This is a genomic window from Massilia sp. X63 (assembly GCF_041023745.1).
Taxonomy (GTDB): Bacteria; Pseudomonadota; Gammaproteobacteria; order Burkholderiales; family Burkholderiaceae_D; genus Telluria.
In genome coordinates this window covers 1-12,868 of record NZ_JBFTEF010000003.1, presented here as the reverse complement: position 1 = coordinate 12,868, position 12,868 = coordinate 1, and the positions used below count along the sequence as shown (strand labels likewise).

General features: G+C 65.2%; 8 protein-coding genes, 3 tRNA genes and 1 pseudogene. 7 read left to right on the top strand and 5 right to left on the bottom strand.

Features of this window, described 5'->3' with window-relative positions; all coding sequences use genetic code 11:
• Positions 1 to 30: 30 nt before the first annotated feature.
• The 3 genes from AB3347_RS07125 to AB3347_RS07115 all read left to right on the top strand — a co-directional run bounded on the left by AB3347_RS07125 (position 31) and on the right by AB3347_RS07115 (position 2,911).
• Positions 31 to 243: a VF530 family DNA-binding protein gene (locus AB3347_RS07125; protein WP_027866485.1), complete on the top strand. Its 213-nt coding sequence runs from the start codon at positions 31 to 33 to the stop codon at positions 241 to 243.
• Positions 244 to 253: 10 nt separating this feature from the next.
• Positions 254 to 556, top strand: coding sequence for a DUF4404 family protein (locus AB3347_RS07120; protein WP_369091094.1), 303 nt, complete (start codon positions 254 to 256; stop codon positions 554 to 556).
• A 90-nt stretch (positions 557 to 646) separates the two neighbouring features.
• Complete coding sequence (locus AB3347_RS07115) at positions 647 to 2,911, top strand: YgiQ family radical SAM protein (RefSeq protein WP_369091093.1); 2,265 nt, start codon at positions 647 to 649, stop codon at positions 2,909 to 2,911.
• A gap of 33 nt (positions 2,912 to 2,944) precedes the next feature.
• Here AB3347_RS07115 and AB3347_RS07110 read toward each other — a convergent pair whose 3' ends face one another.
• Both AB3347_RS07110 and AB3347_RS07105 read right to left on the bottom strand, forming a co-directional pair.
• The gene (locus AB3347_RS07110; protein ID WP_369091092.1) at positions 2,945 to 4,108 is read right to left on the bottom strand and encodes an AI-2E family transporter; all 1,164 of its coding nucleotides are present in this window, start codon (positions 4,106 to 4,108) and stop codon (positions 2,945 to 2,947) included.
• A complete protein-coding gene (locus AB3347_RS07105; RefSeq protein WP_369091091.1) occupies positions 4,105 to 4,590 on the bottom strand; it encodes a cyclic nucleotide-binding domain-containing protein in 486 nt (161 codons plus the stop codon). Before AB3347_RS07105 ends, AB3347_RS07110 begins: the two co-directional genes overlap by 4 nt.
• Before the next feature lie 251 nt (positions 4,591 to 4,841).
• Here AB3347_RS07105 and AB3347_RS07100 point away from each other — a divergent pair, with 251 nt between their 5' ends.
• Positions 4,842 to 5,993, top strand: coding sequence for a GGDEF domain-containing protein (locus AB3347_RS07100; protein WP_369091090.1), 1,152 nt, complete (start codon positions 4,842 to 4,844; stop codon positions 5,991 to 5,993).
• Positions 5,994 to 6,232: 239 nt separating this feature from the next.
• On the opposite strand, the gene AB3347_RS07095 is transcribed toward AB3347_RS07100, so the two are convergent.
• From AB3347_RS07095 to AB3347_RS07085, 3 genes are all read right to left on the bottom strand, one after another.
• Positions 6,233 to 6,309, bottom strand: a tRNA-Asp gene (locus tag AB3347_RS07095).
• Positions 6,310 to 6,400: 91 nt separating this feature from the next.
• Positions 6,401 to 6,477 (bottom strand) — tRNA-Asp (locus tag AB3347_RS07090).
• 40 nt (positions 6,478 to 6,517) lie between these two features.
• A tRNA-Val gene (locus AB3347_RS07085) sits at positions 6,518 to 6,593 on the bottom strand.
• A gap of 186 nt (positions 6,594 to 6,779) precedes the next feature.
• On the opposite strand from AB3347_RS07085, the pseudogene AB3347_RS07080 reads away from it, so the two are divergent.
• From AB3347_RS07080 to AB3347_RS07070, 3 genes and pseudogenes are all read left to right on the top strand, one after another.
• Positions 6,780 to 8,049 (top strand): annotated as a pseudogene (locus AB3347_RS07080) (glycerate kinase).
• 222 nt (positions 8,050 to 8,271) lie between these two features.
• Positions 8,272 to 10,506 carry a TonB-dependent receptor gene (locus AB3347_RS07075; RefSeq protein WP_369091089.1) on the top strand — a complete coding sequence of 745 codons (2,235 nt, stop codon included), beginning with the start codon at positions 8,272 to 8,274 and terminating at the stop codon, positions 10,504 to 10,506.
• Between the two features lie 357 nt (positions 10,507 to 10,863).
• Positions 10,864 to 12,642, top strand: a complete 1,779-nt coding sequence (locus tag AB3347_RS07070) for a S8 family peptidase (protein ID WP_369091088.1) — start codon at positions 10,864 to 10,866, stop codon at positions 12,640 to 12,642.
• Positions 12,643 to 12,868 lie beyond the last annotated feature (226 nt).

The following is a 12,868-nucleotide window of genomic DNA, read 5'->3' as shown; positions in this document are numbered from 1 at the left end:
TGCCCCTCATCCCTTTTACAAGCCCAAGCGATGAGTGTTCAATCCCTCCACGGTATTACCTTAGAATCCCTGTTAACCCGCCTCGTCGAGCATTACGGCTGGGAGGGGCTCGGCCGCCGGATCGACATTAATTGTTTTCAGAAAGATCCGAGCATCAAGTCGAGCCTGAAGTTTTTGCGCCGCACCCCCTGGGCGCGCGAGCAGGTCGAGGCGCTGTACCTCGAGACCCGCTTCACCAATTAACGAGAGCGACATGCCGAACGAAAACGAACACCTGAACGAGCGCGAAGCGAACCTGAAGGCGCAGCTGAAAGCCCTGCACCGCCAGCTGCAGGAAACCGACAACGTCGATCCGGAACTGGAAACCCTGCTGCGCCAGCTCGATGGCGACATCGACCGGGCCCTGGCGCGCCAGGCCGAGAGCGAGCTCGACCTGAACACCTACGGGCTGTCCTCGCGCACCCAGGAACTGGCGGCGCGCTTCGATGCGAATCACCCGACCATGTCGGCCGGCCTGCGCCAGCTCGGCAACATCCTCGCCAACATGGGCGTCTAAGCCACAACTGATCAGCAAGTCATTGATAAGTAAGCCATTTTTGGGGCGGTAGGGCGACTGGAAAACGGTTTTCCGGTACAATACCGCCCAATGAACGCCCCCCAGAACCTTTTCTCGAGCGTCCCGAAGCGCTCCAGCCGCGCCCCCGCCGCGCCTTTCCTCCCGATGTCCCGTGCCGAAATGGACAAGCTCGGGTGGGATTCGTGCGACATCATCCTGATCACCGGCGACGCCTACATCGACCACCCGAGCTTCGGGATGGCGCTGGTCGGCCGCCTGCTGGAAGCGCAGGGCTACCGCGTCGGCATCATCAGCCAGCCGGACTGGACCTCGGTCGAGCCCTTCCGCGCGCTCGGCAAGCCGAATTTGTACTGGGGCATTACCGCCGGCAACATGGACTCGATGGTCAACCGCTACACGGCCGACCGCAAGATCCGTTCCGACGACGCCTACACCCCGAACGCCGAGCCGAACAAGCGCCCGGACCGTGCCGTCACCGTGTACTGCCAGCGCGCCCGCGAAGCCTTCCCGGGCGTGCCGGTGATCGCCGGCAGCATCGAGGCCTCGCTGCGCCGCATCGCCCACTACGACTACTGGTCGGACAAGGTGCGCCGCTCGGTGCTGTTCGAGTCGAAGGCCGACCTGCTCATCTTCGGCAACGCCGAACGTGCGCTGGTCGACGTCACCCGCCGCATCGCCGCCGGCGAGAACATCAAGAACATCCGCGACCTGCGCGGCACCGCCTTCCTGGTGCCGCAGGGCTGGCTGCCGGACGACGAGTGGACCGTGCACAACTCCACCCGCGTGGACGTGCCCGGCCGCATCGACAAGCAGCCGAACCCGTATGCGATGGCGCTGGAAGATCCGAAGCAGTGCGCGCTCGACAACGCCGCGCCGGAACCCGTGGCGAAGCCGGTCATCATCATGACCCGCGAAGAACGCCAGGCCGCCGCGCGCGAAAAAGCGCGAAAAACCGTGGTGCGCCTGCCGTCTTTTGAAACGGTCAGAACCGACCCGGTGATGTACGCGCACGCCTCGCGCGTGTTCCACCTCGAGTCGAACCCGGGCAATGCGCGCGCCTTGGTGCAGGCGCACGGCGACCGCGACGTCTGGCTGAACCCGCCGCCGCTGCCGCTGGCCATGGACGAGATGGACAACGTCTACGACCTGCCGTACGCGCGCGCACCGCACCCGAGCTACGGCAAGGCCCACATCCCGGCCTGGGAAATGATCCGCTATTCGGTGAATATCATGCGCGGCTGCTTTGGCGGCTGCACCTTCTGCTCGATCACCGAGCACGAAGGCCGCATCATCCAGAGCCGCTCGGAACCCTCGATCCTGCGCGAGATCGAACTGATCCGCGACACGACCAAGAATTTTGCCGGCACCATCACCGACCTGGGTGGGCCTACCGCCAACATGTACCGCCTGGCCTGCAAGGACAAGAAGATCGAAGAGTCCTGCCGCCGCCTGTCCTGCGTGTACCCGACCATCTGCAGCAACCTGGGCACCGACCACAGCAAATTAATCTCTTTGTACCGCAAGGCGCGCGCCATCCCCGGCATCAAGAAGATCCTGATCGGTTCCGGCCTGCGCTACGACCTGGCCGTGCGTTCGCCCGAGTATGTGAAGGAACTGGTCACCCACCACGTGGGCGGCCTGCTGAAGATCGCGCCGGAGCACACCGAGCAGGGCACGCTGTCGAAGATGATGAAGCCGGGCATCGGCGCCTACGACGAGTTCAAGCGCCTGTTCGACAAGTACTCGATCGAAGCCGGCAAGAAGCAGTACCTGATCCCGTACTTCATCGCAGCGCATCCGGGTTCGACCGACGAGGACATGCTGAACCTGGCCCTGTGGCTGAAGAAGAACAATTTTAAACTCGACCAGGTGCAGACCTTCACGCCGACGCCGATGGCGATGGCCACTACCATGTACCACTCCGGCAAGAACCCGCTGGCGAAGGTGACCGAGGATTCCGAAGTCGTCGAGACCGCGAAGAGCGGCAAGACCCGCAAGCTGCACAAGGCCTTCCTGCGCTACTACGATCCGGAGAACTGGCCGGTGATCCGCGAAGGCCTGCGCCGCATGGGCCGGGGCGACCTGATCGGCAACGGCGAGCGCCACTTGATTCCGGCGACCGACGAGGGCGCCTCGATGGTGCGCGAAGACCGGCGGGTGCCGGGCGGCGTGCCGAAGGGACGCACGATCGAGGTGGCGCCGAAGCGCGCGGCCCGCGGTGGCGAGCGCAAGCCGGCAAGCACGCCGTTCATGGCGCCGCCGTCGAAGGTCAAGCCGTCGATCCTGGCGACCATCAAGACCAAGCCCAAGGCGGGCGGCAGCAATAAACGTTAAACGAACCGGCGCGCCAGCGCCGGTTTTTTTTCGTCACAGGCCCGCGTTCGGCGTCGGCGCCCCGCGCCGCTCGCGTGCGATATCGAGATCGACGCTGGCCTGGCGCGTGCGCAGCGCCCGCGCATAGCGGTGCCGCGCGCGCAGGCGCGGATTGGTCACCAGCCGGCCCAGGGTCTCGCCCACCACCATCACCACGCCCAGCAGCGGCAGCACCAGCATCAGCCCCACCACCCCGGCCAGCGCGCCGCCAATGAAAATCATCAGGACCGTCACCAGCGGATGCACGCGGATGCTGCGCCCCAGCGTCAGCGGCATGAACACGAAGTCGTCCAGCAGGCGCACCAGCACGAACACGCCGATCGCGCCGTAGGCGATGAAGGGATTGCTGGGCGCGTCGGTCGAGGCGACGATCACCACCAGCACGCAGCCGACGACCGAGCCCACGAAAGGCACCCAGGCCAGCACCGCCGACATCAGCCCGAGCAGCAGCGGCGAGGACACGCCGATCGTCCACAGGCCGAGCGCCAGCACCGCGGTGTCGAGCACGGTGAGCTTGAGCAGGCCTTCGAAGTAGCGGCGCGCGGTCTGGTCCACCTCGTGCAGCAGGTAGAGCGCGCGCTCGAAGTAGGCGTTGGGCACCGCGCGCGCCAGGAAGCGCTTGAAGCGCAGGCCGTCGCGCAGGAAGAAGAAGGTGAGGAAGGGCGCCAGCAGCAGCGAGGGCACCCAGGTGGCGAGCGCCATCAGGATCTCGCCCAGGTGCTTTTCGGCGAAGTTGTCGGTGTGGGCGCGGAAGATCGCGTTGACGGTCGAGGTCAGGCGCATTTCGGCCAGCAGCGGGAATTTCTTCTCGAGCAGGGCGGTCGTGTTGTGCACGAAGGCGATCCCGCCGTCGAGGTAGAGGCCGATCGTCTTTTCCCACGAGTCTTCTTCCGGCCCACGGCTCCATGAGAAGGCGGCGGTCAGGGCCAGCGTGAGGAAGGCGAAGAACAGCAGGCAGACCAGCATCGTGGCCGCATTGCGGGTATAGCCGGCGCGCACCAGGCGCTGCATCGGCCCCACCAGGATGTAGTGCAGCACCCCGCCGAAGATGAAGGGCAGGGCCAGCCACAGCATCTGCTGCACCACCAGCAGCAGCACGCAGGTGGCCGCGATGATCCCGGTCCAGACGACCGGTCCGGCGCGCTCGTTGCGGTTCATAGCGCTTCGAGCTGGGGACGTCCGGTACCCATCCATTCGCGCAGGCGCAGGCCGATGTGGCGCGCCAGCGCCAGCGAGATCTTGTAGCCGATCACGGCATCGGTCTCGAGCAGCCCGAGGAAGTCTGCGCGAAAGAACACCGCCATCTCGCAGGGTTCGACGGCGCGCGCCTGCGCATTGCGCGGGGAGTTGTCGAGCAGGGCCAGGTCGCCGAAGAAGCTGCCCGGCTCGAGCTCGGCCACTACCTGGTTGCTGCCCTGGTGCAGCTTGTTGATCACTACCCGGCCGCTCATGATCAGGTACAGCGCCTGGCCTTCCTCGCCTTCGTCGAAGACGATTTCATCGGTAAGGTAGCGCCGTTCGTGCAGGAGGCCGTCGACGATTTTCAGTTCCAGGGGTGTCAGTGCCGAGAACAGCGATGAATTCTTCAGGCGGTGCAGGCGCGGCGACATCTTGGGCGGCTTGAGGAAACCGAAAATCACGATTGCTCCGACATGGTGCGTTGGTATGTTGTCGGATGATTATCCTCTATCAGCTGCCCTCATGCATTAAAAACTGTGTCGCGGAAGTGTCATAGCACGAATGTTGCGCTTTGCCGATGTTGCCCGCGCGGCTGTTCAATTGTGCATCCTGAGTGGGGAAAACCGTGTAAGATAATTCTTTGCGGCAATAGTCGTTAACTTTTTCACATGATGATGCAGGTGGCCACGTTTGGCACCGATGGGAACAGGCCGTGATCGACATCCATTCCTTCCTGCTGGCGCTCGGCATCGGCAACATTGCGTTTGCCGTGCTGATGGCCGGCTACACGCATGGCGCCGCGCCCAGCCCCGGGCTGCGCCTGTGGATGTGGGCGCGCTTCGGCATCGGCCTGTGCCAGCTGCTGGGCTGGTCCCGTCCCTACCTGGGGGTGCCCTCCCTGAACGGCATCGAGGGCGCGGGCTGGATCCTGGCAGTGTCGCTGGAGGTGGCGGCGTATTGCATCTTCTTCGGCTTCGCGCGCTGGCAACGCGTGCTGCTGCCGGTCTCGGCGCTGGCGCTGGCCATCGTGCTGGCGGCCGGCAGCGCCGGCACCAAGGTCGCCTACCTGAACGCGCTGGTGGCGATGGTGGTTGCCCTGTTCGCGGCGGCGATGGCCTGGATCCTGCTGCGCCCGAAGCGCCGTGCCTCGCTGCTGCAGCGGATCATCGGCGTGAACGATGCCGTGTTCGCGGTATCGGTGGCCTTGTGGGGCGCCAGCTTCCTGGGCAGCGAGACCGTGCTGGGCCAGCGCGCCGCCCACGAATACGCATATATAGCCGGTTACCTCCTGATGATCGTCAACGGCTTCGGCTTCCTCTTGCTGTGCAAGGAAAAGGACGATGCCGAGATGGCGCGCCTGGCCACCGTCGACAGCCTGACCGGCCTGCCGAACCGCCACGCCTTCCTCGAGCGTGCCGAGTACGCGCGCCAGGCGGCGCTGCGCCAGCGCCAGCCGCTGGCGCTGGCGATGATGGACATCGACCACTTCAAGCAGATCAACGACCGCTTCGGCCATGCCACCGGCGACGAGGCGCTGATTGTGTTCGCGCGCACCGTGCGCGAGACCCTGCGCGCGCACGAGGCCGTCGGCCGGCTCGGCGGCGAAGAGTTCGCGATGGTCCTGCCGGGCACCGACCTGGCGGGCGCGCTTGCGGCCGCCGAACGCCTGCGCCGGGCGGTGCGCGAGGCGATCGTGATCACCAGCGGCACGCCGTACACGATGACGGTGAGTGTCGGGGTGGTGGTGCTCGATCCGAACGAGACGCTGGGGATGGCGCTGGCGCGGGCGGATCATGCCTTGTATGAGGCGAAGCGCGGTGGGAGGGATCGGGTGGAGGTGGGGAGGCTGCAGCGGCGGGCTTGAGGCTGCAAACGCTAGAGTGCAAAAGAAAAGGGTCCGCTTTGGCGGACCCTTTTCTTTTGAGCTGTGCAAAGCGGACGGGGCTCGCCCACGTGCCGCGGGCCGCGGATTCGCTTGCAAGCGAATCCCTTCGAGCCCACGGGCCGTCGTAATCCTCCCCACTGGGGAGGATTACTCCGCAGGGACGAACACTCTGATAGAAAAGAAAAAGGGTCCGACTTCTCGGACCCTTCCTTTATAGCTGGCGGAGCGGACGGGGCTCGAACCCGCGACCCCCGGCGTGACAGGCCGGTATTCTAACCAACTGAACTACCGCTCCGTTATTCTGGAACTGCTTCGACCAGACCGCTCCAGGCGGTTTGGTCGGTAAAAGAAAAGGGTCCGACGAATCAGACCCTTCTCGGTGATGCTGGCGGAGCGGACGGGGCTCGAACCCGCGACCCCCGGCGTGACAGGCCGGTATTCTAACCAACTGAACTACCGCTCCGTTTACTCTGATCATTACTTCGATCGACCTCTGATCTAGCTGGTGGGCGCTGAGAGGCTCGAACTCCCGACCTAATCCTTGTAAGGGATCCGCTCTACCAACTGAGCTAAGCGCCCGATACTCTATTCAGAGGTTTCTGTCTGACGCTTGTCATTGCGTCCGAAGAGGCCCGAATTATAGAGGCTGGAATTCAAGGTATGCAAGGGTTTTTGAAAAAAAACCAAACCGGCGTAGCAGGGCGGCTTTTCACGGCCTCGGCGCTTTTGTGTAAATATCATGCTTCGCTCCCGATGAGAACCGTCATGCCCACCGCCCACCCGCTGCTGCAGCACCTGTTCGACGCCGCCATGGCCGCCGCCGATCCCTACCGCCTGATCGCGCGGCACCTGCCGCCGCCGCCCAAGGGGCGCACCCTGGTGCTCGGCGCCGGCAAGGCGGCCGCGCGCATGGCCGAGGCGGTCGAACGCCACTGGCGCGCCCCGCTCGCAGGGCTGGTGGTCACGCGCTACGGCCACGGCGCGCCGACCCGCCACATCGAGGTCGTCGAAGCCGGCCATCCGATGCCGGACGCCGCCGGCGAGGAAGCCGCCCGGCGCATGCTCGCGCTTGCCGCCGGCCTGGGACCGGACGACCTGGTGCTGTGCCTGATGTCCGGCGGCGGCTCGGCACTGCTGCCGCTGCCCGCGCCCGGCATCACGTCCGAGGAAAAGCGCGCCCTGAACCGGGAACTGCTGCGCTGCGGGGCGCCGATCGGCGAGATCAACCGGGTACGGCGCCACCTGTCCGCGATCAAGGGCGGGCGCCTGGCGCTGGCCTGCTATCCGGCGCGGGTGCTGACGCTGGTGGTGTCGGACGTGCCGGGAGACGACCCGGCCGTGGTGGCTTCCGGGCCGACCGTGCCCGACGGCAGCAGCGGCGCCGACGCACTCGCCATCCTCGAGAAATACGGGATTCCCGTGTCCGAAGCGGTGCGCGCGGTGCTGGCCGATCCGGCACTGGCGGCGCCGCTGCCGGGCGACCAGCGCCTGGCGCGCAACGACACCCGCGTCATCGTCACCGCCCAGCAGGCGCTCGATGCCGCCGCCGCCGCCGCCCGCGCGGCAGGCTATGCGCCGCTGATCCTGTCCTCGAGCATGGAAGGCGAAGCGCGGGAAGTCGCGCTGGTGCACGCCGGCATCGCGCGCCAGGTCGTCCAGCATGGCCAGCCGCTGCCCGCGCCCTGCGTCATCCTGTCGGGCGGCGAGACCACCGTCACTGTGCGCGGGCAGGGCAGGGGCGGACGCAATGCCGAGTTCCTGCTGGCCCTGGCCGTCGCGCTCGATGGCCTGCCGGGCGTGCATGCGATCGCGGTCGACACCGACGGTATCGACGGCACCGAGGACAATGCCGGCGCCTGGCTGGCGCCCGGCACGCTGGCGCGCGCGCACCCAGGGCCTGGATGCGCGCGCGCGCCTGGCCGACAACGACGGCTACGGCTTCTTCGGCGCCCTCGGCCAGCTGGTCGTCACCGGCCCGACCCGCACCAATGTCAACGACCTGCGCGCCATCGTCATCGAAACCGATGTGTTGTAAAGACGTTGCAGGAAGAATCCGCTTTTTCTTTTCTTCTTGCACGCTCACGTATTCATACTCGACAATACGCGCCGTATAAAACCGGCAACTTTAAGACATCGACAAGATGCGCTTGCCGGAGGCGGAAGATACCGCCCGCGCCGCGGCATTCACGAGATGGGACGGCGACGCAGAGAGAGAACGGGGACATCGGTTCTTTTATCAATCCACAGGAAATACTCCATGATGAAGATGTCCAAGATGCACAAGCGCGTCGTCTACACGCACGTACTCGGTTCGCTGAGCGGCGCGCTGGCGCTGTCGGCCGCCATGCCTGTCCAGGCGCAGACTGCCGCCGCCAACGAAGCACCGGAACTGCAGACCGTGACCGTGACTGCGCAGCGCCGCACCGAAAACATTCGCGAAGTACCGGTGTCCGTCACCGCGCTCAAGGGCGACAAGCTCGACGTGCTGGTGTCCGGCGGCGACGACATCCGCCTGCTGGCCGGCAAGGTGCCGAGCCTGAACGTCGAATCCTCCAACGGCCGTACCTTCCCGCGCTTCTACATCCGCGGTTACGGCAACACCGATTTCAACACCTTCGCTTCGCAGCCGGTGTCGCTGGTGTACGACGACGTGGTGCAGGAAAACCCGATCCTGAAGGGCTTCCCGATCTTCGACCTGGCCAGCGTCGAAGTGCTGCGCGGCCCGCAGGGTACCCTGTTCGGCCGCAACACCCCGGCCGGCGTGGTCAAGTTCGAGTCCGAGAAGCCGAAGCTGGGCAAGTTCGAGGGCTACTACAACGTCTCGGCCGCCACCCACTACACGATGAACGGCGAAGCCGCGGTCAACGTGCCGCTGGCGGACAAGTGGGCGATGCGCGTGTCGGCCGTCGGCCAGCACCGCGACGACTACGTCGACAACTTCGCCGACGTGGCCATGAGCCAGAAGCGCAATGAACTCGACGGCTACAACGAACACGCCGAGCGCGTCCAGTTCCTGTACCAGCCGGACAGCAGCTTCAATGCCCTGCTGAACCTGCACCAGCGCAATACCAACGGCAGCGCCCGCCTGTTCCGCGCGAACCTGATCCAGAAGGGCACGAACAAGATCGTGCCGGGCTACGACCTGGACAAGATCGTCACCAATGCCGACAACTGGCAGCGCCTCAAGACCAACGGCGCCAACCTGCGCCTGAGCTGGGACCTGGGCAGCATGCGCCTGTTCTCTGTGACCGGCTACGAGCACGTCAGCGACTACTACAGCCGCGGCGACATCGACGGCGGCACCCCGACCGGCCCGGGCTTCATCCCGTTCCAGGTCGAGACCGGCGGCTACATCAGCAACCTGGACCAGTACACCCAGGAATTCCGCCTGGAGTCGCAGAACGCCGGCCCGCTGAACTGGCAGACCGGCCTGTACTTCTTCGACGAAGACGCGATCGGCGGCAGCGACAACTTCAACAGCGCTACCGGCGCGCGCACCTCGCGCCTGGTGAGCAACCAGAAGAACGAAGCCTGGGCCGCGTTCGCCTCGGTGAACTACACCCTGAGCCCGGACTGGACCGTCCGCGGCGGCGTGCGCTACACCTACGACGAGAAGAACTTCCGTACCCTGGTGAACGAGAACGTGGCGCAGATCGGCCCGCGCTCGGTGTCCACCGACCAGGACAAGTTCAACTGGGACCTGTCGGCAACCTACAAGCTGAGCCCGAACGTGAACCTGTACGGCCGCGTCGCCACCGGCTTCCGCGCCCCGAGTATCGCGGCAGCATCGGCCGCGGTGCCGATCACGGTCGCCAATTCGGAAACCATCACCTCCTATGAGCTGGGCCTGAAGGCCGATCTGTTCGAGCGTCGCGCCCGTACCTCGTTCTCGGTGTACGACTACACCGTCAAGGACCAGCAGCTGACCGTGGTGGGCGGTAACTCGAACGTCAACCGCCTGATCAATGCCGACCGCACCAAGGGCAAGGGCGCCGAGTTCGACTTCGAAGCGGCTGTGACGACCGCCCTGCGCGTGAGCGCCGGCGCGAGCTACAACTACACCCAGATCCGCGACGCCAGCCTGTCGGTAAACAAGTGCGCACAGTGCACCGTGACCGATCCGCTGAACGCCGCCGGCCGCGTCGTCATCAACGGCAATCCGCTGCCGCAGGCGCCGCGCTGGAGCGTCAATGCGACGGCCCGCTACGGCGTGCCGTTCGCGGACGGCGAACTGTACTTCTTCACCGACTGGTCCTACCGCAGCAAGATCAACTTCTTCCTGTACGAGGCGACCGAATTCGTCGGCGCCCCGCTGACGGAAGGCGGCGTGCGCCTGGGCTACGTCTTCGGTGGCGGCAAGTATGAAGTGGCCGCCTTCGGCCGCAACGTGCTCGACCAGCGTCGCATCACCGGCGCCATCGATTTCAACAACCTGACCGGCTTCACCAACGAGCCGCGCCAGTGGGGTGTGCAGTTCAAGGGCAACTTCTAAACTGCCCTGCCAGCCATGAAAAGGCCGCGCATTGCGCGGCCTTTTTCTTTGCTTTAAGCCTCAGCAATATGTGCTTCTTTACCTTATCTAAAGGGAAAGCTTTTTGAGATATGTCAACACAATTGTGTCATACTTTATTTGTCACTTTTAACGTTTCGCCGAAGAAAACATGTTTCTGCAGCCGTTCGTTTCTGCAGTGTTGTTAATACGCCGAAATTGTATCGAATTGTCGCTCACGCGCTCTTCCTTTCGTATTACGCTGCTTTTCGCCGCGTTCAGACGGCACCGGCAATGACCGGAAATCAATGACACAGGCGAGGGTCCTCGCTTGACGGAAAACACTAACAAGGAAGAAACATGAAGCAATCGCATTCGATTCATCCTGCAATGTTGAAGATGTGTGCCGCACTCTCGCTCGCCTTCGTGGCGGCGACGGCCGGCGCAGCCGGGCAGAAATTCGTTGTTGAAACCGACCGCATCATCGTGAAGTACAAGGACTCGGCGCCAGCAGCCAAGGGCCTGGCCCGCGCCGCCGCCGTCACCGCCGACCGCAAGGCCAAGCTGGACCGCGCAGGCCAGGAATTCGGCATGACCGTCAGCGAAAGCCATTCGATCTCGACCGGCGCCCACGTGTTCAAGCTGAACGGCCGCAAGCACCTCGACGAGGTGCAGAAGCTGGCAGCCGAAATGATGGCGCGCGACCCCAACATCGAATACGCCGAGCCGGACCGCATCATGACCCACATGGCGACTGCGAACGATCCGTACTATGCCCAGCAGTGGCACTACACCGACGCCACCGGCGGCCTGCGCCTGCCGACCGCCTGGGACAAGTCGACCGGCCTAGGGGTGGTCGTGGCCGTGATCGACACCGGCTACCGTCCGCACGCCGACCTGAGCGGCCAGATCCTGCAGGGCTATGATTTCATCAGCACCGCCGCCATCGGCAACGACGGCAACGGCCGCGACACCGATGCCAGCGATCCGGGCGACTGGGTCGCCGCGGGCGAGTGCGGCACCGGTTCGCCGGCCTCGGGCTCGAGCTGGCACGGCACCCACGTGGCCGGCACCATCGCCGCCAAGACCAACAACAGCCTGGGCGTGGCCGGCGTGGCATACAACGCCAAGATCGTCCCGGCCCGCGTGCTGGGCAAGTGCGGCGGCTACACCTCGGACATCGCCGACGCCATCACCTGGACCTCGGGCGGCAGCGTGACCAACGTCCCGGCCAACGCCAACAAGGCCAAGGTGCTGAACCTGTCGCTGGGCGGCACCGGCGCCTGCGACGCCACCACCCAGACCGCCATCAACGGCGCCCGTTCGCGCGGCGCCGTCGTGGTCGTGGCGGCCGGCAACGACAACATGAACGTCAGCAACGCCAGCCCGGCGAACTGCTCGGGCGTGATCGCCGTGGCGGCAACCGGCAAGACCGGCGGCCGTGCCTCGTACTCGAACTACGGCACCCTGGTCGACGTCGCCGCTCCGGGCGGCGACGGCAGCTACAGCGTGATCTCGACCCTGAACTCGGGCACCAGCTCGCCGGGTTCGGACAACTACGCCGGCTACCAGGGCACCTCGATGGCGACCCCGCACGTGGCCGGCACCGCTGCGCTGATGTTCGCAGCCAAGTCGACCCTGACCCCGGACCAGGTGGAAAGCATGCTGAAGTCGACCGCGCGCGCCTTCCCGGCGACCTGCTCGGGTTGCGGTACCGGCATCGTGGACGCGACCGCGGCGGTGAACGCAGCGATCGGCGGCACCACCCCGACCGCGCCGACCATCAACGAGACCGAGTCGAACAACACCCTGGCGTCCGCCAACCTGATCTCGACCAGCGGCACCACGGTGAACGCCATCATGTCGAGCGCGAGCGATACGGATTACTTCCGCGTCGATCTGCCGGCAGGCAAGACCCTGAGCGCCACGATGACGCCGAACAGCACGTCGGACTACGACCTGTACATCTACAACAGCTCGGGTACCCTGCTCAGCCGCAGCGAGAACGGCGCCGGCTCGGTCGACAGCGCAAGCTCGGCCAACACCGGCACCACCACCTCCTCGCGTTACGTGCGCGTCGTGTACTACAGCGGCGGCACCGGCACCGCCGGCACCTACAACGTGAAGATGAGCTGGTAATGCAAGGGTAAGCTCAGGAAAGGCGGCGCGCTCCCCTGCGCCGCCTTCATCCGGGAACGCGCGGCTTGCCGCGCGTTCTTTTTGGCGCTGTCATCCTTTGCTATGGATGAGGTTTGAACTGCTGAGCTGTTTCATGGTCGAACACCGGTCTCCACCACCGGGAAACGAGCATGCGTGCGCCTCAGTTCAAGAAGTGGTTTGCCAGACTGCCGGCCCTGAACCTGCC

What these genes read in the sequence shown, in the direction of transcription:
- AB3347_RS07115 (WP_369091093.1), top strand. Translation starts at nt 647, where the DNA reads ATGAACGCCCCCCAGAACCTTTTCTCGAGCGTCCCGAAGCGCTCCAGC.
- AB3347_RS07110 (WP_369091092.1), bottom strand. Translation starts at nt 4,108, where the DNA reads ATGAACCGCAACGAGCGCGCCGGACCGGTCGTCTGGACCGGGATCATC.
- AB3347_RS07075 (WP_369091089.1), top strand. Translation starts at nt 8,272, where the DNA reads ATGATGAAGATGTCCAAGATGCACAAGCGCGTCGTCTACACGCACGTA.
- AB3347_RS07070 (WP_369091088.1), top strand. Translation starts at nt 10,864, where the DNA reads ATGAAGCAATCGCATTCGATTCATCCTGCAATGTTGAAGATGTGTGCC.
- AB3347_RS07120 (WP_369091094.1), top strand. Translation starts at nt 254, where the DNA reads ATGCCGAACGAAAACGAACACCTGAACGAGCGCGAAGCGAACCTGAAG.
- AB3347_RS07125 (WP_027866485.1), top strand. Translation starts at nt 31, where the DNA reads ATGAGTGTTCAATCCCTCCACGGTATTACCTTAGAATCCCTGTTAACC.